This is a genomic window from Edaphobacter dinghuensis, assembly GCF_014640335.1.
Classification (GTDB): domain Bacteria; phylum Acidobacteriota; class Terriglobia; order Terriglobales; family Acidobacteriaceae; genus Edaphobacter; species Edaphobacter dinghuensis.
This window is the reverse complement of sequence record NZ_BMGT01000002.1, coordinates 998,102-1,018,309: the sequence shown is the minus strand read 5'-3', so window position 1 is coordinate 1,018,309 and position 20,208 is coordinate 998,102. Positions and strand designations below refer to the sequence as shown.

The window sequence follows — 20,208 nt, the reverse complement described above, 5'->3', positions numbered from 1 at the left end:
ATGGCAACGGCAGCGGATGCTGAACTGATTTTGCGGCTCTATGAGCTTCGACGGGAAGAGGCGCTGAGGAGTGCGCGGCGGTTTATGGTCTTCGATTTTCAGCCGAAGACGCTTGAAGAGCTGCGGGCGGTGTCGAGGGATGTTCAGTCTCCGCATAACCCCGCGTGGCGGCAGACCATGAGCTACTGGGAGATGGCTGCTTCGCTGGTGCTGCGCGGCGCGCTGGATGCCGACCTGTTTCTGGACTCGAACGGAGAGGGTATTCTGCTCTATGCGAAGTTCCATCACTTCCACGCCGAGACCGAGAAGGAGTCAGGCAATCCTTTCATGGGACAGACGGCAGCTCTGATTGAAAAATATCCGGTCGCGAAGGCACGATACGAGAGCTTATTGAAGAGGTTTGTGCCTGCCCAGACCCCGGCATAGATTTTGAGGGCAGGGTGCGTCCAGCCCAGCCCTCACTTTCCTTTTCGGCATCGCTTCTGTTACAAATAGGTTGGTAGCACTCAGGGTTCAGAACCCCGCTCATTGACACGCCTGTACAAATGATGAGCTGTAACTTATTGAAAAGAATAAGGTAGCGAACAATGGCAAAGGCAGTATGGAATGGCCAGACGCTGGCCGAAAGCGAGACATACGAGACAGTCGAGGGAAACATTTATTTCCCGGAGGAGACGGTCAAACGAGAGTTTTTGAGGCCTAGTTCGACGACCTCCAGTTGCCCGTGGAAGGGACTGGCCCGGTATTACACGGTGATGGTTGACGACCAGGAAAATCAGGATGCGGCGTGGTATTACCCCGATCCGAAGCCTGCGGCTCGCAACGTAAAGCATCACATCGCGTTCTGGCGAGGTGTGGAAATCACTAAATAGATTTAGAATCAATGCGAATGGGAGAGGCCGCTGCCTCTCCCATTCGCATTTAATAGGCCTGTGCCTGGTCCAGAGGTAAACGGACCTGAAAGCAGGTGGCTCCGGGGTTCGATTCCACTGTCAGAAAGCCTGAGTGGCGGCTGACGATGCGCTGGGCGGTATCGAGGCCGAGCCCCAGACCATGGCCGGGAGCCTTGGTTGTAAAGAAAGGTTCGAAGATGCGGGATTGAATGGCCCGGTCGATCTCAGGGCCGTTGTTCCAGACCTCGATGCTCGCCATCGTACCGGTGAGGCAGGTGCGGAGGCGAAGGACGCCAGATACGCCGCTCGATCGTATGGCTTCGATGGCGTTTTCGATCAGCACCGTCCAGACCTGGCTGAGCTCGCTGCCATAGGCGCTGATTGGCGGAAGCTCAGGATCGAAGTCGCGCTCGACGGTGATGCCCTGCAACCGCGATGAGAACATGGCCAGTGTGGTTTCAAGTGACTGGGCAAGATCGATGTCCTGAATCGGCGCCTGGTCCATGTAGGAGTAGTCCTTGATGGCGCTGATGAGGTCGAAGATGCGGACGGTCGAGTCGACGATAGCCTCGGTCATGCGCTCGACACGCAGCGACGTGGCAAAGGTGCCGATGGTAATAGGGACAAGCTCCGGTGGGGCATGGCGCGCCAGGTCATCGAGATGTTCGAGCGTGATGCGCGTCTCAGAGAGGGAAGGTGCAATCGTCCACGGCTCGGTGACGTTGTGGTCGATGAGCCATTTTGTCAGCTGCTCTTCGCGATCCGAGAAGGCCAGCGGATTCTGCGGCGCGACCGTTTCACTGGAATACGCTGCCATGCTCGCACGGGTGCGAATCACCCAGTCCTTGTAGATCTTGGACTGCTCCGGCGTAAGACAAAGCGAGCCTAGCAGATACTTCTGGTCGCCGTACTTGCGCAGCTCGCCGAAGAGGCTGGCTGCGGAGCGCTGCGCTGCAGAGGCAGGGTTGTTGAGCTCATGTGAGAGATTGCCCGCAAGTTTGCCCAGAGCCGAAAGCTTTTCGGCCTGCTGTTCCATGCGCGTTACTTCGCGCACGCGATCGAGCAGCACAGAGACGCACCGCTGTGCCATCGAGGGGATAGCTTCGAGCATCTCGGGGAAGAGCGACTCGTGAATGTCGAGCACCCAGGTGGGACCAATGGTGTAGCCATCGCCGCCGTAGGTCTTCATGCGCGAGAAGGGAAGCTTGCCGGTCATCTGTCCGGCGCGGCCGATGAACAGCGCCATAGGGCCGGAGTGGCGGCGGCGGACATGGATCTCCCCGCGCAGAATGAAGACAAGATGCGAGGTCGGCTCGCCTTCGCGAAAGACCATGGCGTCGTAATCGCTGATGCGCTCTGAGCCATGCGTGGCCAGCCACGTGTACTCCTCGTCGGAGAGGCCGATGAGCGGAGTGATCGTGCGCAGCGCAGCAACGATCTCAGGCAATGGTGTGGGGGTTGCAGGTGTGATAGGAACTAGGTATGGCTCGGCTTGGAGGGTCGCGGTTTCCATAGGGCGTGGCTCCAGTTCTATTCTTATGGTAGATGATGCTGTTAATTACGCAGATCTTTGTGTGCCGGTTCCCTTATAAAAGCACGAAGGGCGGAGCCAGAAGCCCCGCCCTTCGTTTGGTTGCGAATGGCGGTCAGGCCTTGACGACTGCTCCGTCCTTGACCACGACTGGGTCGAGGAACGGCATGGATTTGCGAAGTTCTGCGCCGACCTTTTCGATCTGGTGGCCACGCTCCTTCGAGCGGAAGCCCTCGAACTCCTTGCGGCCCGAGTTCTGGTCTGCGATGAAGCGCTCGGCGAACTTGCCGCTCTGGATGTCGGTGAGCACTTCCTTCATGGCCTTCTTGGTCGCGTCGGTGACGATGCGGGGGCCGGTGACATAATCGCCCCACTCCGCGGTGTCGGAGATGGAGTGACGCATGTACTCGAGGCCGCCGCGGTACATCAAGTCGACGATGAGCTTCAGCTCATGCAGCACTTCGAAGTAAGCCAGCTCGGGCTGATAGCCAGCCTCGACCAACGTCTCAAAGCCAGCCTTGACCAGCGCCGAGGTTCCGCCGCAAAGGACAGCCTGCTCGCCGAAGAGGTCGGTCTCGGTCTCTTCCGTGAAGGTCGTCTCAAGCACACCGGCGCGGGTGCAGCCGATGCCCTTGGCGTAGCTCAGTGCAAGCGCGAGCGCGTTGCCGCTGGCATCCTGCTCGACCGCTACCAGGCCGGGTACGCCGCCGCCTTCGGTGAAGACCTCGCGCACGCGATGGCCGGGGGCCTTGGGTGCGACCAGCGAGACATCAACGTCCGTGGGGGGAGTGATGGTGCGGAAGCGAATGTTGAAGCCGTGCGCGAACATCAGCGTCTTGCCGGGGGCAAGGTTCGGCTCGATATCGGCGTGATAGACCTTGGCGGCAGTCTGGTCGGGGGTCAGGTTCATGATGACGTCTGCCCACTTCGACACTTCGGCGACGGTGCCGACCTGAAGGCCAGCCTTGCGCGCACGCTCCACGTTGGGGCTATCCGTGCGGAGACCAACGCGCACATCGACGCCGGAGTCCTTGAGGTTGAGAGCATGGGCATGGCCCTGCGAGCCATAGCCGATGATGGCGACTTTCTTCGCCTGGATAAGAGAGAGGTCTGCGTCTGCGTCGTGGTATGCCTTAGCCATGATGGTGTTCGTTTCCTTTTAAGTTAATGGTAGCTCAGTGAATCAGTTGACGACTACGAATTGAACGGAATTTATTCGGTAATCGAGAAGTTTTAGTGCTCGTCAAATTCGTTGGGGATGATATCGGTCGTCGGCACGCTGAGAATATCGGCTTCGCCGTTTCCGTTGGGAGTGCCCAGCGCCTTGAGCACCCGGCTGGTATGGTGGCCGCGCCGCATCGCCATGCGGCCGGTGCGTGAGACCTCGAGTATGGTGTAGCCGCTCTCGCGCAGCACCTGGAGCAGTCCTTCGATCTTTGAGGAGCTGCCCGTCATTTCGAGCATGATCGACTCGGGTGCGAGGTCTACAACGCGGGCGCGGAAGACCGTGGCCAGCTCGAAGATCTGCGAACGGGAGGAGAGGCCATTCGGCTCGCGTGGCCCGGCCGAAACTTTGATCAGGCAAAGCTCGCGGATGACGGCCTCGCTGCGGCCTACCTCGTCGACATCGACGGTGATTTCGAGCTTGTAGAGGCTGGCGCGAATGCGGTCGGCGGCATGCTCCGGAGCCTCGCAGACGATGGTCATGCGCGAGGTGTCGAGGCGCTCGGACTCTCCGACTGTGAGCGAGACGATATTGATGTTCAGGCGGCGAAAGAGCGAGGCGACCCGGGTAAGAACGCCGGGCTTATCGGAGACGAGGGCTACAAAGGTGTGGAGCATTTACGGCTTCTCCTTGGAGTTAGCAGCGGGGTCAACAGGTACAGTGGTTGCGCGGGATGCTGGAGGCGCGGGATACGTCGGGATATAGGTTTTGGGAGTCTCGAAGAGGATGAGTTCTCCGGGCTTCGCCTTGGGTTTGGCATTGCTGCACAGATTGCCGGTGGTAATGCCATGGGTCTGAATCTCGGCAATGGAGTAGTTGGTATAAAGCTCACCACGCGAACGGCAGTCGCCATACATGTTCGCGAGGATGCGGATGATGGTTGCGTGACCCGTGTCCACGTTGATGATGCCGTCTTTGTCCGTCTTCATGGCGACGGAGCCAATTTGATCGACTCGCAGAGCTACGTTTAGGTTCTCGTCGGTGATCGGATGATTGGTCTGTGCGTTGATGATTTTGATTCTGACGCTATGCTCCTGTGTCTTCGCGAGCGCCGATGTAAGCGCGAAGAGAAGAAAAAACATGACCGCTCGGGTTGGAAAAACCGATCTATTGTTCATCAAAATTACCGAGGTTGAGCATTTTTTCCGTCATACAACGAAAGGTATCTACTCATCCTCTGCAGTCTCAAGCAGCGGATCCTTTGTCGGCCTGCGAACCATCTCGTGCAGTGCCGAACCCGGAGCGATCATCGGATAAACGCCGTCCTCTTTTTCGACTTGGAAATTAATCAGAAATGGTTTGCCGCTGGTGCGAGCTTTTGTGACTGTGGGAGTTACATCCTTGCGCTTGCTGACGGTTGCTCCTGCGATACCATGCGCGGCGGCGAGTGCGACGAAGTCGGGCGAGAGGATGGGGCTGGCGGCGTAGTTCTTCTCGTAGAAGGCCTCCTGCCACTGCCGCACCATGCCGAGGAAGCCGTTGTTGATGACCGCGATGTTGATCGCAAGGCCCTCCTGCTGAATGGTCGAAAGCTCAGAGGCGGTCATCTGGAAGCCGCCATCTCCTGCGATTACCCAGACGTCCTTCTCGGGGCAGGCCACCTTCGCGCCGATCGCTGCGGGCAGAGCAAATCCCATTGTTCCCAGTCCGCCGCTGGTGACCAGCGTGCGCGGAGTGTCGTGCTTGTAGTACTGCGCCTCCCACATCTGGTGCTGGCCTACGTCGGTCACGATGATGGTCTGGGCGGTTCTTCCGGCGGCTTCGGCCTCGCGCCAGATGTCGTTGATGACGTGCGCGGCGTATAGATGGCCGTTGTCGGGCAAGTTGATGATGTCACGCACTGAGGCATCGCCCTTCATGGCATTCACAGCCTTGATCCAGCTTGCGTCGGACTTCTTCGGCAGCAGCGGCAGCAGAAGATCGAGCGTCTGGCGCAGGTCGCCGATCAGCGCTACATCTACCTTGACGTTCTTGTTGATCTCGCTGGGGTCGATCTCGATGTGAATCTTCTTCGCGTTGGGCGCGTAGCTGGCGAGGTTGCCGGTCACGCGGTCGTCGAAGCGCATGCCGAAGGCGAGCAGAAGGTCGGCCTGCTGAATTGCATGGTTCACCCACGACTCGCCGTGCATGCCCATCATGCCGAGCGACAGCGGATGGTGCGTTGGAAACGATCCAAGGCCGAGCAGCGTGCTGGCAACCGGAATCTGCTGACGCTCGGCGAAGGCGATAACCTCAGCCTCGGCTCCCGACTGCGTGATGCCGTGACCCGCGAGGATGACCGGACGCTTGGCCGACTGAATCAGCTCGATGGCCTGTTTGATCGACGAGCTTTCGGAGCGCAGCATCGGGTGCGGCCGATGCGGCGCTGGCGCGGCAGCCTCGAAGTCGAAAGTTGCCATACCCTGCTGCGCATCCTTGGTGATATCGACCAGCACCGGGCCGGGACGGCCAGTTTGCGCGATCTGGAAGGCAGCGCGAATGGTCGGCGCGATATCTTCGGCGCGTGTCACCAGCCAGTTGTGCTTGGTGATCGGCATGGTGATGGCGGTGATGTCGACCTCCTGAAAGGCGTCCGAGCCGAGCACCTTCGACGAGACCTGTCCGGTGATGGCCACCATGGGAATGCTGTCGAGCATGGCCGTGGCGATGCCAGTGACGAGGTTGGTCGCACCCGGCCCGCTGGTGGCGATGCAGACGCCGGTCTTGCCCGAGGCGCGCGCGTAGCCGTCGGCCATGTGCGAGGCTCCCTGCTCGTGGCGCACCAGCACATGGTGGATGCTGGGAAACTTGCGCAGGGCATCATAGACGGGCAGGATGGCTCCGCCGGGATAGCCGAAGACCTTGTCGACGCCTTCGCCCGCCAGTGTGGCCCAAACGATCTCGGCTCCGGTGAGTTGCGGATGTTGATTTTTGTCTGCCATATTGCCCTCCATAAGTTCTGTTGCTCTGTGAAACGGTCCCGAAAAAAATTGCTAAAGGTGCAGCTTTGTTATGGGCACAGTCTTACGCATGCCCATACAAAACGCTAAGTTGTAACAGCGCCCTTCGACGCGCTGCTTACGGTGTTGGCATACTTGGCAAAGACTCCGCTGTTGAAGTGCGGCACTGGAGCTTTGACGTTTTTGAGACGAGCAGCAATCTCTTCCGCTGGAACCTCAAGCCGCAGCTCGCGGTTCGGAATATCGAACGTGATCGTGTCGCCTTCATGCACCGCGGCGATCGGTCCGCCAAGCTGAGCCTCGGGTGCAACGTGACCAGCCATCAAGCCGCGCGTCGCCCCGCTGAAGCGTCCATCGGTGAGCAGAGCGACCGTTTCTGAGAGCTCAGGAATGCCCTTGACCGCAGCCGTAACTGCCAGCATCTCGCGCATTCCCGGACCTCCGCGAGGTCCTTCATAGCGAATGACGAGAACATCGGACGGATTGATCTTGCCTGACTCGACCGCGGCGAAGCAGTCATCCTCGGAGTCGAAGACGCGCGCCGGACCCTGATGAAAGAGCCGCTCGTGCCCAGCCACCTTGATGACGCAGCCGTCAGGAGCGAGATTGCCCTTGAGGATGACCAAGCCTCCGGTCGGCTTCAGCGGCTTGTCCCACTCGTGAATCACAACCTGGCCAGGCGTCTCGTGCGCAGCCTTGGCCTCTTCGTGCAGCGTCTTGCCGGTGACGGTGATGGTGTCGTGCAACTGTCCGCGCTCCATCAGCCGCTTGGCCAGCAGGCGCGATCCGCCTGCCTCCTGATAATCCTTCGCGGTGTACTTGCCGCCCGGCGAGAGATCGCAGATGAACGGCGTGTGCTCGCTGATCTTGTCGAAGTCCTCCATCGAGATGGGAATGTTCAGCTCATGCGCGATGGCGATCAGGTGCAGCACAGCGTTGGTCGATCCGCCCGACGCGCAAACTGCGGCGATGGCGTTCTCGATGGACTTGCGGCTCATAATCTGGCGCGGCGTGAGGCCCTTACGTGCAAGGTCCATTACGAGGCGGCCAGCCTGACGCGATGCCTCGTGCTTCTCGGGCGACATCGCAGGAACGCCAGTGATCTCGATCGGCGAGATGCCGAGGAACTCGCCCGCCATCGCCATGGTGTTGGCGGTGAACTGGCCGCCGCAGGCTCCGGGGCCGGGACAGGCTGCTGCTTCGACTGCTTCAAGCTGGTCATCGTTGATCTTGCCCGCAGCGTGTGAGCCGATGGCCTCGAAGACGTTGAGGATGGTGATGTCCTTGCTGCTGCCATCGGGCTGTTGCAGATGACCGGGAGCGATGCTGCCGCCGTAGAGCATAAGGCCGGGAATGTCGAGACGCGCCAGCGCCATGATGGCGGCGGGCATGTTCTTGTCGCAACCGGCGATGCAGACGATGCCGTCGAAGGAGTTGGCGTGGGTGACGAGTTCGATGGAATCAGCGATGACCTCGCGAGAGATCAGCGAAGCCTTCATGCCCTGTGTGCCCATGGTGATGCCGTCGTGGACGGTGATGGTGTTGAACTCCATCGGTGTTCCGCCAGCCTCGCGAATGCCCTGCTTGACTGCCTCGGCGACTTTGCGCAGATGGAAGTTGCAGGGGCCGACCTCGGTCCATGTATTGGCGATGCCGATGATGGGCTTGTGCAGATCTTCCTTGCTGAAGCCTACGCTGCGAAAGTAGGAGCGCGCAGCGGCGCGGGACGGGCCTTCGGTCAGTGCGATGGAATTTTTCTTTGCGGGATCGAGTTCGTTGCTCAAGATGTCAGCCTTTCAGGTAAATCGAGTTAGCGGGTTAGCAAGTCAATGAGTCGGCTAGTCGGCGAAAGCAGATCCTCCCGCTTCGCGGAAGGATGACAATTTATGAAAGGGTTGCGGCCTTGGGTGCGGACCAGAAATCTTTATTGTGTTTGGATTCGAATGCGTCCAGTTCGGATTCGTGGCGCAGCGTAAGACCGATGTCGTCGAGGCCGTTCAGCAGGCAGTATTTGCGGAAGGGATCGATGTCGAAGTGCGCGTTGAAGCCTTGGTCGTCGGTGACGGTCTGGGCTTCGAGGTTGATGGTGAGCTTGTGCTCGGGGTCTTTGGTGCAGCGGGCTAAAAGCTCCTGGACCTCTTCTTCGCTGAGGCGGACGAGGATGATGCCGTTCTTGCCCGCGTTCGAGAAGAAGATGTCGGCAAACGTTGGCGCGATGACGGCGAGGAAACCGTACTGATTGAGTGCCCACGCGGCGTGCTCGCGCGAACTGCCGCAGCCGAAGTTCTTTTCGGCGATGAGGATCTGCGCGCCTTTGTACTCGGGCTTGTTGAGGGCGAAATCTTTCCGCTCTTCGACATGGTCGGGCGTCTCGACGTCGTAGCGCCAATCGAAGAAGAGAAACTCGCCGTAGCCGGTGCGCTCGATGCGCTTGAGGAATTGCTTCGGGATGATCTGGTCCGTGTCGATGTTAGGCAGCGGCAGCGGGACGGCTTTCGAGGTAAGGACGTTGATGGGTTCCATTAGCGTGAGCCTCCTTCGCTCTGCTTCCACTTGCGAATGTCGGTGAAGTGGCCGGTGATGGCGGCTGCGGCTGCCATCTCGGGGCTGACGAGGTGAGTGCGGCCACCGCGGCCCTGGCGGCCTTCGAAGTTGCGGTTCGAGGTTGAGGCGCAACGTTCGCCGGGTTGAAGAATGTCGGGGTTCATGCCGAGGCACATGCTGCAGCCGGGCTCGCGCCACTCGAAGCCTGCGGTCTTGAAGATGGAGTCGAGACCTTCTTCTTCAGCTTGGCGTTTGACCGCCTGCGAGCCGGGGACGACCATTGCGCGAACACGCGTGGCGATGTGATGGCCTTTGACGACGGCGGCTGCGGCGCGAAGGTCTTCGATGCGGCCGTTGGTGCAGGAGCCGAGGAAGACGGTGTCGATGGCGATCTCTTCCATCGGTGTGCCGGGCTTGAGCGCCATATATTCGTATGCGCGCTCGAAGGACTTGCGGTCGGCTTCAGTTACGGCTTCGTCGAGCGTAGGAACGTTGGCGTTAATGGTGGTGGTCATGCCGGGCGACGTGCCCCAGGTGACGGCGGGAGCCAGAGTTGCCGCGTCGATATGCATTTCGCGATCGAACTTCGCGCCTTCGTCGGTGGGAAGCGTGCGCCAGTGCGCGACGGCCTCGTCCCATGCCGCGCCGGTGGGAGAGAAGCGGCGGCCCTTGAGGTAAGCGAAGGTCGTCTCATCGGGAGCGATCATGCCTGCGCGGGCGCCGGCCTCGATGCTCATGTTGCAGATGGTCATGCGGCCTTCCATGGAGAGCGCGCGAATGGCCGAACCGGCATACTCGACCGCGTAGCCGGTGGCTCCGTCGGTGCCGATCTTGCCGATGATATCGAGGATGATGTCCTTGGCAGTGACACCGAAGGGAAGCTCGCCGTCGACGGTGATGCGGAAGGTCTTGGGCTTGGACTGCGGCAGCGTCTGCGTGGCCATGACGTGCTCGACCTCGCTGGTGCCGATTCCAAAAGCTAGCGCGCCGAAGGCTCCGTGGGTCGACGTATGCGAGTCGCCGCAGACGATGGTCATACCGGGCTTGGTTGCTCCCAGCTCAGGCCCGATCATGTGGACGATGCCCTGCGAGGCATCCTGCACGTCGAAGAACTCGATGCCGAACTCGGCGCAGTTTTTGCGCAGCGCGTTGACCTGCGTGGCCGAGATCTGGTCGACGATGTGGAGACGGTCGTAGGCGCTGGTGGTGGGAACGTTGTGGTCTACCGTTGCGATGGTGCGGTCGGGACGGCGCAGCTTGCGGCCAGCCATGCGCAAGCCGTCGAAGGCCTGGGGCGACGTGACCTCGTGGACAAGATGCAGGTCGATATAGAGGATGGAAGGCTCGCCCTGGGGCTCGACGACAAGATGTTGCTGCCAGACTTTTTCGAATAATGTTTTGGGTGTCGTGGTCATGATTTGGCCTTGATTTCAGGTTGTTCGGTGATGGTGTTGGCTCCGATGGCTGCCGGCTTGATTTGTTGCGGCTTGCCGTCGGGGTCAACAAGAATTGCGTTGGTGATGATCTGGTGAATCGTGGTGCCGAGCGGCGGCTCGGCGGTCCAGCGGGCGATGCTGTGCGTTAATGCCGCTGGAATGTGATCGGGGTCGATTGCCTTATTGCTGAAGACCCATAGGGTGTACTCGGCGCCGGGCTGATCGGGAGTCTTGTTCTGCTGAATCCAGTTGATGGCGGCGAAGACGACGAGCGGCTGCGGGAGACCGAGATCGACGAAGAGCAGGCCACGGTCAGGACAGAAGCGATAGACGCAGCCAGTGACGGTGAGATAGCGGTTCTGGTCGGCGAGAACTTTGCCCGGCATGGAGAGATAGTCGAGCGCGGTCTCGGCGAGCGACTTTGGCTTTGGCCCGGTCTGGCTCCAGAATGTCTGAGGTGCAGTGAGGTACTGGGCCAGAAATGGCTGAAAGTGAGGATCGAGGACGAGAGCGTTTTCGCGGCCATCTGCGGGCGGTGGGCTGTACTGCCACATCCACTCGACGTTTGACTTTGGTCTGCTGTCTTTGTGCTTGAAGAGGTCCGCGCGCGCCGCCGCCGTTCCTGTGATGAGGAGAAGGATGGCGGCGAGTTGGAGATGGCGGCGCATTTTTGTTTGTGTACAGCAACAACAACGGCAAAAAGCGAAATACAGAGATCCTTCGACTCGGCGCTTTGCGCCATCGCTCAGGATGACGTAACTGAAAGTGTTACGTTCTATCTCTAGACGGCGTGCATGGACTGGCGGCGATTGATGGACTCTGCCAGAGCCTGATGAACTCGCTTGCCCATCTCCTGCGTGGTGATGGATTCTCCGCCGCGAGCGATATCTGCGGTACGGTAGCCTTCGTCGAGAACCTTGTGTACGGCCTGCTCCACGGCGCGAGCGTCCTGCTCAAGATTTGCGGAGTGGCGAAGAATCATAGCTGCGGTCAAAATTGCGCCGAGCGGATTCGCCTTGCCGGTTCCAGCGATGTCAGGTGCGCTGCCATGCACGGGCTCGAAGAGATTGACTGCGCCGCCGATGGTGGCCGAGGGCAGCATGCCGAGCGATCCGGTGATGACGCCTGCCTCGTCGGAGAGAATGTCGCCGAAGAGATTTTCGGTGAGCACAACGTCAAAGTTACGGGGAATGTTCATGATGTGCATCGCCATCGAGTCGACGAGCTGATGCTCGAGAGTGACATCCGGATAATCCTTCGCCACCTCGGTAACAGTCGCGCGCCAGAGTTGCGAGACTTCGAGAACATTTGCCTTATCGACCGAGGTGACCTTCTTGCGACGCTTGCTGGCAAGCTCGAAGGCGATGCGAGCCACGCGGACGACCTCGTCGCGGGTATAGCGCATGGTGTTGATGGCCTCGTTCGTCTCCTTGTTCCAGGAGCGCGGTGCGCCGAAGTAGAGGCCGCCGAGCAGCTCGCGGACGAAGAGGATGTCAACGTTCTCGGTAACCTCGGGGCGCAGCGGAGAGCTGGCGCTGAGCGCTTTGTAGGCGGTGGAAGGGCGCAGGTTGGCGAAGCCGCCGAGGGCCTGTCGGATCTGCAGAAGACCGGCCTCGGGGCGCTTGTCGGGAGTGAGCGAATTAAATTTGTTGTCGCCTACGGCACCGAGCAATACGGCGTCAGAGTCCAGCGCAGCGTCGAGTGTAGCTTTGGGAAGCGGCGATCCGGTCTCGGTGATAGCGATTCCACCGATCAGGCCTTCGACGAAGGTGAAGTCGTGGCCGCCAAGCTCGGCAACAGCGCGCAGAATGTTGGTTGCTTCGCGAGTGACTTCGGGGCCGATGCCGTCGCCGGCCAGGACTGCAATTTTGAGGCGCATGAATAACTTTCCTTTTTTGCTGTGCGGCTAGTGGATGACGACCGCGGCTTTGTCTGGTTGCAGGAGGCCGAGGAGGTCCTGATCGTAGATAGATTTTTTGCGGTCGGCCAGCTCGGTAAAGCGGTGATAAACATCGTCGAGTTGTTCGCGAGTGAGCGGATGGCCAAGCTTTTCAAAGCGCTCGGAGAGAGCGCGGCGGCCGCTGTGCTTGCCGAGAACGAGGTTGGTATTGGCTACGCCGACAGACGCGGGCGTCATGATCTCGTAGGTCAGCGGATTGGCCAGCATGCCGTGCTGGTGGATGCCGGACTCGTGCGCGAAGGCGTTGGCTCCAACGATGGCCTTGTTGGGCGCGGCACCGAAGCTGATGCACTGAGCGAGCATCTGGCTGGTGGGATAAAGCTGTTCCATCCTGATGTTGTTGGTATAGGGGAAGCGGTCGTGGCGCACCATCAGCGCGGCGGCGATCTCTTCGAGAGCGGCATTTCCGGCGCGCTCGCCGATGCCGTTGATCGTGCACTCCACCTGACGCGCTCCGCCTTCGACTCCGGCCAGTGAGTTTGCCACTGCCATGCCGAGGTCGTCGTGGCAATGGGTGGAGAGAACGACGTTCTCGATGCCGGGAACGCGCGCTTTGACCATGCGGAAGATGTTGGCGTACTCCTCTGGCGTGGTGTAGCCGACGGTGTCGGGAATATTGATGGTGGTGGCACCGGCCTGCACGGCGACGGTGATCATCTTGAGCAGAAACTCGTGATCGGTACGGGTTCCGTCTTCGGTCGAGAACTCGACGTCTTCGGTGAAGGTGAGGGCGAGCCGAACGGCTTCGGCGGCCTGATCGAGCGCTTGTTCGCGCGAGATGCGGAGCTTGTATTCGAGGTGCAGATCGGACGAAGCGAGGAAGAGGTGGATGCGGTTACTGGGCGCTGGCGCGATGGCGCGGCCTGCGGCTTCGATGTCCTCGCGCTTACAGCGGGCGAGCGAGGCGATGCGTGTGCCTTTGACCTCGCGGGCGATGGCCTGAACGGCGTTGAAGTCGCCCTCAGAGGCGATGGCAAATCCGGCTTCGAGGATATCGACGCCGAGGCTCACCAGCTGATGCGCCATGCGCAGCTTTTCTTCGTGATGCATGGTGCAGCCAGGGGACTGTTCGCCGTCGCGGAGGGTGGTATCAAAGAAGACGATTTTGTTTGGGTCAACCATATAAAGTTGGCACTCCCGATCTAGACGTCATCATAATGCAGGCTTATGATGACTTCCACGTGTATTACCAATTCTAATTGAAGTATTCAAACTAAGTATCTCTCTTTCTAGCGGGGGTAACAGCATGGATCTGGTGCAGATGGAGACATTTCTGGCGGTAGCGGAGGAGCGAAGCTTCTCGCGGGCCGCGGCACGGCTTCATCGCACTCAACCGGCGGTGAGCCAGGCGATTGCGAAGCTGGAAAGCGAGCTGGGGGAGGTGCTCTTCGAGCGTTCGTCGCGGGACGGCACCCTGACCGACGCAGGGGAGGTTTTGCGAGAGTATGCCGCTAAGTTATTGAATCTAAGGAATGAAGCGGGTGCGGCTTTGACCGAGCTGCGGTCGCTACATCGCGGGCGATTGAACCTGGCGGCGAATGAGTACACCTGCCTTTATCTGTTGCCGCTGCTCGATGAGTTCAGGCGACAGAATCCGAGGATCAAGCTGGCGGTGCAGCGGTCGCTGGCTAGTCGGATCTCGGATGAGGTGCTGATGCATTCGGTCGAGCTTGGTGTGCTGTCGTTTCGGCCGGACGACGCGCAGGTAAAGTCGATGGTGGTGTATCGCGACGAGTTGGTGTTTGTGGTGAACCCGCGGCATCCGCTGGCGCAGGCCGGAACGGTCTCGATTCGCCAGCTGGGGACGCAGAACTTTATCGCCCACAACATTACTTCGCCGCAGCGGCAGAAGGTGATTCAGGCATTTAAGCGGCACAAGACCGTTCTGCACATGGGGGTCGAGCTGCCTTCGCTGGAGGCGATTAAGCGGTTTGTGGAGATGGGGAATGGTGTCGCCCTGGTGCCGGGGCTGACCGTCCGAACCGAACTGCAGAGTGGTTCGCTGGTGCGGGTGCAGATTCCAGAATTGCAGATCGAGCGCAAGTTACGGTTGGTCTATCGAAAACAGGCCAGTCTGTCCCATGTGGCGCTGGCTTTTTTGAAGGTGGTGGAGGCCTATGCGGCGGCGCATGGAGATCCTTACTGCTTTCTGCCGGAGCGGGGAATGTAGATTCGGCGTGAAATTTCGCAAACCGGGAAACCTTTATCTGGAAACCGCGTCTGTACCCGGTAGACTTACGCGCCGGAGACGACCTCTCCGGTGGATGGACACGAGAGAGGTATCCGATGAAGATGAACCTGTTTCATAAACCGATGATGCGAGCGGCAGTGCTGGCGCTCTGTACCGCTACCCTGAGCACGGCGCCGATGATGATGGCGCAGGATAATACTGCACCTCCTCCGCAGCAGCAGGACAACATGGGGCCACCGCCGGGAGGCCACGGTCGTGGCATGCGCGGCGAGCGGCAGGTCGAGATGCTGACCAAGCGGCTGAACCTGACACCTGACCAGGTGACGCAGGTCAAGGCCATCGATGCCGATCAGATGACCCAGATGAAGGCGCTCCACGATGACACGAGCACTCCCCAGGCAGACAAGCGCAGCAAGATGATGGCGATTCGTCAGGCATCGCAGGATAAGATCCGCAACGTGCTGACCGACGAGCAGAAGCCGAAATATGACGCAATGCTGGCAAAGATGCAGTCGCGGCGTCATAACCATGATGGCGGCGATGCAGGCGCACCTCCTCCTCCGCCACCACCGCAATAACAGTAGAAAAATGGGAACAACAGGCCGGGGGACACATCGTCCTCCGGCCTTCTTTCGTCCGGGTCCGTTGTGCGGGCCCTTGTGCGGTTACAATGAAGGACAATGACTACGGCGCTCCGTGACTGTTTCAGAAACGCGTTGCCTGTGGGACAGCGTAGAAGGTCATGGACGAATTCGAAGGGATCTAGCGAAGAATGAAGAAGACAATATTGTTGCTGGGCGCACTCATGCTGACAGCAGTTGCCGGTTACGCGCAGGAGAGCCGGCAGGACGTGAGCATAAGCGCTTCAGGAATATTTGCCCCCGAAGTGCACGGAAATGCCATACAGAAAAATACGACCACGACCCTGGGCCTGCTGGCCAGCTACCGCTATATGCTGACGCCGCGCAGCGCGCTCGAGGTGAACTACGGGTATGCGCAGAACACGGAAAAGTTCATCGTCTCGGGCAAGGCACAGGGAGGCATTCACACCCTTCAGTCGGAGTACAGTGCCGCCTATGTCTATAGCCTGAACTTCGGGAACTTCAATCCCTTCGCGGAAGCAGGCCCCGGCGTGATGGTCTACCATCCCCTGCTCGACAACGGAACTTACCAGATCGATGCCAAGTCGAATACCGAGATCGGCGGTATCTTTGGAGTTGGTCTGGCCTATGAGATCAGCCCCAGCTTCGATATCCGCGCCGAGTATCGCGGTTTCGTGGGCAAGACCCCGGACTTCGGTCTTCCCGGAGACATCTTCAAGACCAATAAGTACCAGCTCAGCTCGTCGCCTTCGATCGGTATTGCTTACCACTTCTAGTGGAACGCTATGCCGATAGAGCAAACTTCGGAATAAAGATATTAGGCTTCCATTCCTTACGTTACATCGTGAGGAATGGAAGCCTTGTACTTTTGCGGATTACACCTGCTGAAGTTTGGCTAGTTGAGCCGTTGGAGGCGGGCGATCAATTTCTCGGCCAGCGGTTCGCCGGACTCTGTCCAGAGAAGACGGCTGCTGATGCCGCAGTGTTTTTCGACCGAGAGGGTGAAGGCGAGCAGCATCTCGATATTTTGCTGGATGCGCTTTTGGGCTAGCTCGTCGAGGTCGCTGTCTTCGACGGTCTCATCCATGATCCAGGGAGTATCGAGGCCGAAGTCGATACGGATGTGGCCGTTCTGCTCGTAGCTGGCATCGTCGAAGGTGGGTCCGAAGCCGAGAATGCGGACGGTAGAAGGCTGCAGTTTCCACAGGGCATCGAGCGCGGCATCTGGATCACCTGCGCCATCCGATTCGGGCATCCACAGTTTCCACTTCATCTCAAACTCGTAGGCCATGTCGTCGTGAAGCTGCTCGGTGGCTTCGGCCACAGCGTTCTCGATGATGGAGGCCTCCGAGTCCTGGGCGCGGTCGTCGTTGACGTAGATGCGCTGATAGGTGGGAGCTTCGGTAAAGCTAATGGGATAGACGGATGCGGCGGCGACGCGCTTTTCGCCGCTGATGAGCGCGAACTGGCGCAGGACCGATACCAGCGCGGCGGGCAGTGCCTCGAAGCGGAAGTTAGGGAACCAGAGGCTTAGGTAGAGCTGATCGGCCATAGGTAGAGTTTACAGCGATCAGAAGCTGAGGGTTGGCCACCGGAATGAGAAGATAGATTGGGCGGGTTGATGCGTATTTCGATGTCTGTCGAGAGGCTGAGAGTTTGGTTGCTGGTGGGCGCGGCCCTGCTGGTCGCAGTGATCGCTGCGTTTCTGGGATATGCACACTATCGGGCGCATCGGTTCCTGACCGAACTTCCGGCAAAGCTTGGAATCGACGTGACGCGGGAGACGAATGCGTTCACCTATTCGCAGTCGGTGGGCGGCAGGACGATCTATACCATTCATGCGGCGAAGGCGATCCAGCATAAGGATGGCAAGTACACGCTGCGCGATGTCGGGATCGTGGTCTATGGGCGCGATTCCAACCGGGCAGACCGCATCTATGGCAACGAATTTGAGTACGACCAGAAGAACCAGGTAGCCAGTGCGGTGGGCGAGGTACGGATTGACCTGCAGGCTCCGGCACCGGCGGACGCTCAGGATAAACGTACCTATGCCGCCGGAGGCGAGCCTGTTGCGACGCAACATCCTCCGAAGGATGCACGCATCATTCACGTAAAGACCAGTGGGCTGGTCTTCATGCAGAAGCTGGGAGTGGCAGCGACCGACAAGGAGATTGAGTTTGAGTCGGGAGGAATTACCGGCAACGCCGTGGGTGCGGACTACGACTCCGATACCGGCGTGATGGTGCTGCACTCGGCGGTGAAGGTGGTGGGGTTACAGCAGGGGCAGCCTGCGACATTGACGGCTACACGCGCGGAGTTGGATCGGACCGACAAGCAACTGGTGCTGACGCAGGCGAAGTATGTGCTGGTGGGTGGAGCAAAGGCAAGCGCAGGGCAGACAGCGGAGGCGCAGCGGGTCGTCGTTCATCTGCGCGAAGATGGCTCGGCCGAGCGGATGGACGCCGAGGGAGCGGTGACGCTGACCGACGGCGACGGCGGCAGAGTGGTGGCTCCACGAGGCAATGTGTTGCTGAACGCGCAGAGCAAGCCTCTGTCGGCGGTGCTGTCAGGAGGGCTGCGCTATGTGGCGGATGAGCCGTTGCGTCAGGCACAGGGAGAGGCCACTGAGGGCAGGGCTTCGTTCGACAAGATGGGGCGGCTGCAGCATGTGGTGCTGACGGGCGCAGTGAAGCTACATGAGCGCGTGCGGCCTTCGGATACGGCAAATGCGCTGTGGAGCGAACGCGATCTTGGAGCAGGAACGGTGGAGCTTGCGCTGGTTGCGAATAAGGCCGGGAAGGCGCAGTTGCAGGATGCGAAGGCGAGCGGAGATGCTCGCCTGAAGGTCGCGAACCCGTCCTCCAAGCAGGGACATGTGACGATGACCAGCAGCGATCTTGCCGGGGATGTCTTGACGGCGCACTTTGTCCCTGTGGATGGAGTGCGGCGGATTTCGGTAGTCAATGGAGCGGGGCATACCTTCCTGCGGCAAGTAAATGCTCAGGGGGTGGTGAATACGAGTTCGGGAGATGGGCTTGAGGTGCACTTCCAGCCGACAGTAGGCCATGCCGGAGGCGCAGCGGATGAGATTGCTTCCGCAGTGCAGGAAGGCAACGTAACGATCACGCAGACACCAGCGAAGAAGCCCGCGGATGCGAACGCGCCGCAGCAGGAGAAGGCCACGGCTGCAAGATCTGTGTATGACGGTGCAACGCAGAAGCTGACACTGACGGGCAATGTGCAGTTGGCCGATGCGAGCGGCATGTTGTGGGCAGATCGGGTCGTCCTGGAGCGGCAGACGGGCAATGCAGAGGCAGATGGCGGGGTGAAGGCGAGCTATCAGCTCTCCGGGAATGGGAGCGAGCCGGTACATGTGCTGGCGTCGCGCGGCTCGTTCAACCACGACACCGAGCAGGCGGTGTTTTACGGCATAGCAGGCAAGCCTGCACGGCTCTGGCAGAGCGGTTCGCAGGTAGAGGCTCCTGTGATTGAGTTCGACCGGAAGCAGAAAAGACTGGTCGCGCACGGCGTCCGACAAGGCGATACGATGGTTGTGCATACCGTGCTGGTGAGCGCAGAGAGTACAAAGGCTGGAGCAAGCAAGGCCGTCGCTGCAAAGACAAGTGACAAGACCAGCGCTGGCAAGACTCAAGTCATACGCGTGGTCAGCCAAAAGCTGGTCTACGCTGACACGACCCGGCAGGCAGAGTTCAGCGGTGGTGTGCTGATCGAGAGCGTGGATGGCCGTATGCGGGGGCAGGATGCGGTCGTCTATCTGCAGGAGGCGCAGAAGCCGAGTGCAGCCAATGTGAATGCAAAGAATGCAACTGCCGCTCATGCGCTGATGGCGGGGCCGAGTGCGTTTATGGGCGGTGGTGTCGAACGAATTGTGGCGACCGGACCGATCGAGATCGACCAGCCGGGACGGCGAGCCACAGGCGAACGCGCCGTCTATACAGCGAGTGATGGAGTGTTTGTGATGACAGGCACGGCGGCAACTCCGCCGCAGCTTGTGGATGCGATTCAGGGAACGGTGACTGGGACATCCATACGGTTTCGTACAGGGGATGAGAGTGTCATGGTTTCTAATGGGGTTTCTAATGGAGTGGAAGGTAAACCGAGGGTTCGTACAGAGACGCGGGTGAAAAAGGATCGATGAAGACGTTATCGACGGAGGAGATCGGCAAGTCGTATGGTGGACGCCAGGTGGTACGCGGCGTAAGCCTGCAGATCGAGCAGGGTGAGGTTGTAGGTCTGCTTGGGCCGAATGGCGCAGGCAAGACGACCAGTTTCTACATGATCGTAGGGTTGGTGCGGCCGGATGCGGGACGGGTGTTAATGAACGGCGAAGATATTAGCCGGTTGCCAATGTATCTGCGGGCGAGAAACCACGGCATCAGCTACCTGCCGCAGGAGCCCTCGATCTTTCGCAAGCTGACGGTGCAGGACAATATCCTGGCGGTACTGGAGGCGCAGCAACTGAGCTGGGAGAGCCGCCGGATGCGCACCGAGAAGTTGATCGAGCAGTTGAACCTGGGGCATGTCCGCAAGACGCGCGGCTATGCGCTGAGCGGCGGCGAGCGCAGGCGAGTAGAGATTGCGCGTTGTCTTGCGATTGAGCCCGCGTTTATCCTGCTGGACGAGCCGTTTTCGGGAATTGACCCGATCGCCGTGCTGGACTTGCAGGAGATTATCTTCGGACTAAAGAAGAGCGGGATCGGTGTTCTGATTACAGACCACAACGTGAGGGAGACGTTGTCGGTGACGGACCGAGCCTACATCATCAACGAAGGCAGAATCTTTCGGACTGGTACGCCGGGTGATTTGGGGAACGATCCGGAGGTCAGAAGGATCTATCTGGGCGAAAATTTTTCAATGAGTTAGCCC

Annotated in this window: 19 protein-coding genes; 7 read left to right on the top strand and 12 right to left on the bottom strand. The window is 59.7% G+C overall.

Going from position 1 to position 20,208, the window contains the following annotated elements; all coding sequences use genetic code 11:
- Window positions 1–426 carry a DUF4760 domain-containing protein gene (locus IEW09_RS09815; RefSeq protein ID WP_188553967.1) on the top strand — a complete coding sequence of 142 codons (426 nt, stop codon included), beginning with the start codon at window positions 1–3 and terminating at the stop codon, window positions 424–426.
- Between the two features lie 161 nt (window positions 427–587).
- Entirely contained in the window at window positions 588–872 is a 285-nt protein-coding gene (locus IEW09_RS09810) for a DUF427 domain-containing protein (protein WP_188553966.1), read from the top strand.
- A 49-nt stretch (window positions 873–921) separates the two neighbouring features.
- On the opposite strand, the gene IEW09_RS09805 is transcribed toward IEW09_RS09810, so the two are convergent.
- The 11 genes from IEW09_RS09805 to IEW09_RS09755 form a co-directional block, all read right to left on the bottom strand.
- Complete coding sequence (locus IEW09_RS09805; RefSeq protein WP_188553965.1) at window positions 922–2,406, bottom strand: sensor histidine kinase; 1,485 nt, start codon at window positions 2,404–2,406, stop codon at window positions 922–924.
- Between the two features lie 133 nt (window positions 2,407–2,539).
- Window positions 2,540–3,565 carry a ketol-acid reductoisomerase gene (gene ilvC, locus IEW09_RS09800; protein ID WP_188553964.1) on the bottom strand — a complete coding sequence of 342 codons (1,026 nt, stop codon included), beginning with the start codon at window positions 3,563–3,565 and terminating at the stop codon, window positions 2,540–2,542.
- Between the two features lie 92 nt (window positions 3,566–3,657).
- Window positions 3,658–4,266 (bottom strand): acetolactate synthase small subunit, encoded by a 609-nt coding sequence (gene ilvN / locus IEW09_RS09795; RefSeq protein WP_188553963.1) that lies wholly within the window; start codon window positions 4,264–4,266, stop codon window positions 3,658–3,660.
- A complete protein-coding gene (locus tag IEW09_RS09790) occupies window positions 4,267–4,731 on the bottom strand; it encodes a hypothetical protein (protein WP_188553962.1) in 465 nt (154 codons plus the stop codon). It abuts the gene before it with no gap.
- Between the two features lie 84 nt (window positions 4,732–4,815).
- Complete coding sequence (gene ilvB, locus IEW09_RS09785; protein ID WP_188553961.1) at window positions 4,816–6,570, bottom strand: biosynthetic-type acetolactate synthase large subunit; 1,755 nt, start codon at window positions 6,568–6,570, stop codon at window positions 4,816–4,818.
- 104 nt (window positions 6,571–6,674) lie between these two features.
- Window positions 6,675–8,372, bottom strand: coding sequence for a dihydroxy-acid dehydratase (gene ilvD, locus IEW09_RS09780; RefSeq protein ID WP_188553960.1), 1,698 nt, complete (start codon window positions 8,370–8,372; stop codon window positions 6,675–6,677).
- Window positions 8,373–8,472: 100 nt separating this feature from the next.
- A complete protein-coding gene (gene leuD / locus IEW09_RS09775; RefSeq protein ID WP_188553959.1) occupies window positions 8,473–9,111 on the bottom strand; it encodes a 3-isopropylmalate dehydratase small subunit in 639 nt (212 codons plus the stop codon).
- Window positions 9,111–10,547, bottom strand: coding sequence for a 3-isopropylmalate dehydratase large subunit (gene leuC, locus IEW09_RS09770; RefSeq protein WP_188553958.1), 1,437 nt, complete (start codon window positions 10,545–10,547; stop codon window positions 9,111–9,113). Before leuC ends, leuD begins: the two co-directional genes overlap by 1 nt.
- Window positions 10,544–11,236 (bottom strand): hypothetical protein, encoded by a 693-nt coding sequence (locus tag IEW09_RS09765; RefSeq protein WP_188553957.1) that lies wholly within the window; start codon window positions 11,234–11,236, stop codon window positions 10,544–10,546. The genes leuC and IEW09_RS09765 overlap by 4 nt, the downstream gene beginning before the upstream one ends.
- A gap of 113 nt (window positions 11,237–11,349) precedes the next feature.
- Window positions 11,350–12,447 carry a 3-isopropylmalate dehydrogenase gene (gene leuB, locus IEW09_RS09760; protein WP_188553956.1) on the bottom strand — a complete coding sequence of 366 codons (1,098 nt, stop codon included), beginning with the start codon at window positions 12,445–12,447 and terminating at the stop codon, window positions 11,350–11,352.
- 27 nt (window positions 12,448–12,474) lie between these two features.
- Complete coding sequence (locus IEW09_RS09755) at window positions 12,475–13,650, bottom strand: 2-isopropylmalate synthase (protein ID WP_188553955.1); 1,176 nt, start codon at window positions 13,648–13,650, stop codon at window positions 12,475–12,477.
- Window positions 13,651–13,774: 124 nt separating this feature from the next.
- On the opposite strand from IEW09_RS09755, the gene IEW09_RS09750 reads away from it, so the two are divergent.
- The 3 genes from IEW09_RS09750 (at window position 13,775) to IEW09_RS09740 (ending at window position 16,097) form a co-directional block, all read left to right on the top strand.
- Complete coding sequence (locus tag IEW09_RS09750; RefSeq protein WP_188553954.1) at window positions 13,775–14,698, top strand: LysR family transcriptional regulator; 924 nt, start codon at window positions 13,775–13,777, stop codon at window positions 14,696–14,698.
- Between the two features lie 122 nt (window positions 14,699–14,820).
- Window positions 14,821–15,297 (top strand): DUF4890 domain-containing protein, encoded by a 477-nt coding sequence (locus IEW09_RS09745; RefSeq protein WP_188553953.1) that lies wholly within the window; start codon window positions 14,821–14,823, stop codon window positions 15,295–15,297.
- 194 nt (window positions 15,298–15,491) lie between these two features.
- Window positions 15,492–16,097, top strand: a complete 606-nt coding sequence (locus tag IEW09_RS09740) for an outer membrane protein (RefSeq protein WP_188553952.1) — start codon at window positions 15,492–15,494, stop codon at window positions 16,095–16,097.
- A 119-nt stretch (window positions 16,098–16,216) separates the two neighbouring features.
- Here the strand turns inward: IEW09_RS09740 and IEW09_RS09735 are convergent, their stop codons facing one another.
- Entirely contained in the window at window positions 16,217–16,873 is a 657-nt protein-coding gene (locus IEW09_RS09735) for a hypothetical protein (RefSeq protein WP_188553951.1), read from the bottom strand.
- Between the two features lie 69 nt (window positions 16,874–16,942).
- On the opposite strand from IEW09_RS09735, the gene IEW09_RS09730 reads away from it, so the two are divergent.
- Together IEW09_RS09730 and lptB are read left to right on the top strand one after the other, a co-directional pair.
- Window positions 16,943–19,480, top strand: coding sequence for an LptA/OstA family protein (locus IEW09_RS09730; RefSeq protein ID WP_188553950.1), 2,538 nt, complete (start codon window positions 16,943–16,945; stop codon window positions 19,478–19,480).
- Window positions 19,477–20,205 carry an LPS export ABC transporter ATP-binding protein gene (lptB, locus tag IEW09_RS09725; protein ID WP_188553949.1) on the top strand — a complete coding sequence of 243 codons (729 nt, stop codon included), beginning with the start codon at window positions 19,477–19,479 and terminating at the stop codon, window positions 20,203–20,205. Before IEW09_RS09730 ends, lptB begins: the two co-directional genes overlap by 4 nt.
- The last annotated feature ends 3 nt before the right edge of the window (window positions 20,206–20,208 follow it).

Bases quoted from the DNA above. Each gene is read 5' to 3' on its own strand.
- IEW09_RS09755 (WP_188553955.1), bottom strand. From the start codon at position 13,650: ATGGTTGACCCAAACAAAATCGTCTTCTTTGATACCACCCTCCGCGAC.
- ilvB (WP_188553961.1), bottom strand. From the start codon at position 6,570: ATGGCAGACAAAAATCAACATCCGCAACTCACCGGAGCCGAGATCGTT.
- leuD (WP_188553959.1), bottom strand. From the start codon at position 9,111: ATGGAACCCATCAACGTCCTTACCTCGAAAGCCGTCCCGCTGCCGCTG.
- ilvC (WP_188553964.1), bottom strand. From the start codon at position 3,565: ATGGCTAAGGCATACCACGACGCAGACGCAGACCTCTCTCTTATCCAG.
- IEW09_RS09765 (WP_188553957.1), bottom strand. From the start codon at position 11,236: ATGCGCCGCCATCTCCAACTCGCCGCCATCCTTCTCCTCATCACAGGA.
- IEW09_RS09730 (WP_188553950.1), top strand. From the start codon at position 16,943: ATGCGTATTTCGATGTCTGTCGAGAGGCTGAGAGTTTGGTTGCTGGTG.
- IEW09_RS09815 (WP_188553967.1), top strand. From the start codon at position 1: ATGGCAACGGCAGCGGATGCTGAACTGATTTTGCGGCTCTATGAGCTT.
- IEW09_RS09740 (WP_188553952.1), top strand. From the start codon at position 15,492: ATGAAGAAGACAATATTGTTGCTGGGCGCACTCATGCTGACAGCAGTT.
- leuB (WP_188553956.1), bottom strand. From the start codon at position 12,447: ATGCGCCTCAAAATTGCAGTCCTGGCCGGCGACGGCATCGGCCCCGAA.
- IEW09_RS09805 (WP_188553965.1), bottom strand. From the start codon at position 2,406: ATGGAAACCGCGACCCTCCAAGCCGAGCCATACCTAGTTCCTATCACA.
- leuC (WP_188553958.1), bottom strand. From the start codon at position 10,547: ATGACCACGACACCCAAAACATTATTCGAAAAAGTCTGGCAGCAACAT.
- IEW09_RS09790 (WP_188553962.1), bottom strand. From the start codon at position 4,731: ATGTTTTTTCTTCTCTTCGCGCTTACATCGGCGCTCGCGAAGACACAG.
- IEW09_RS09735 (WP_188553951.1), bottom strand. From the start codon at position 16,873: ATGGCCGATCAGCTCTACCTAAGCCTCTGGTTCCCTAACTTCCGCTTC.
- IEW09_RS09745 (WP_188553953.1), top strand. From the start codon at position 14,821: ATGAACCTGTTTCATAAACCGATGATGCGAGCGGCAGTGCTGGCGCTC.
- ilvN (WP_188553963.1), bottom strand. From the start codon at position 4,266: ATGCTCCACACCTTTGTAGCCCTCGTCTCCGATAAGCCCGGCGTTCTT.
- IEW09_RS09810 (WP_188553966.1), top strand. From the start codon at position 588: ATGGCAAAGGCAGTATGGAATGGCCAGACGCTGGCCGAAAGCGAGACA.
- IEW09_RS09750 (WP_188553954.1), top strand. From the start codon at position 13,775: ATGGATCTGGTGCAGATGGAGACATTTCTGGCGGTAGCGGAGGAGCGA.
- lptB (WP_188553949.1), top strand. From the start codon at position 19,477: ATGAAGACGTTATCGACGGAGGAGATCGGCAAGTCGTATGGTGGACGC.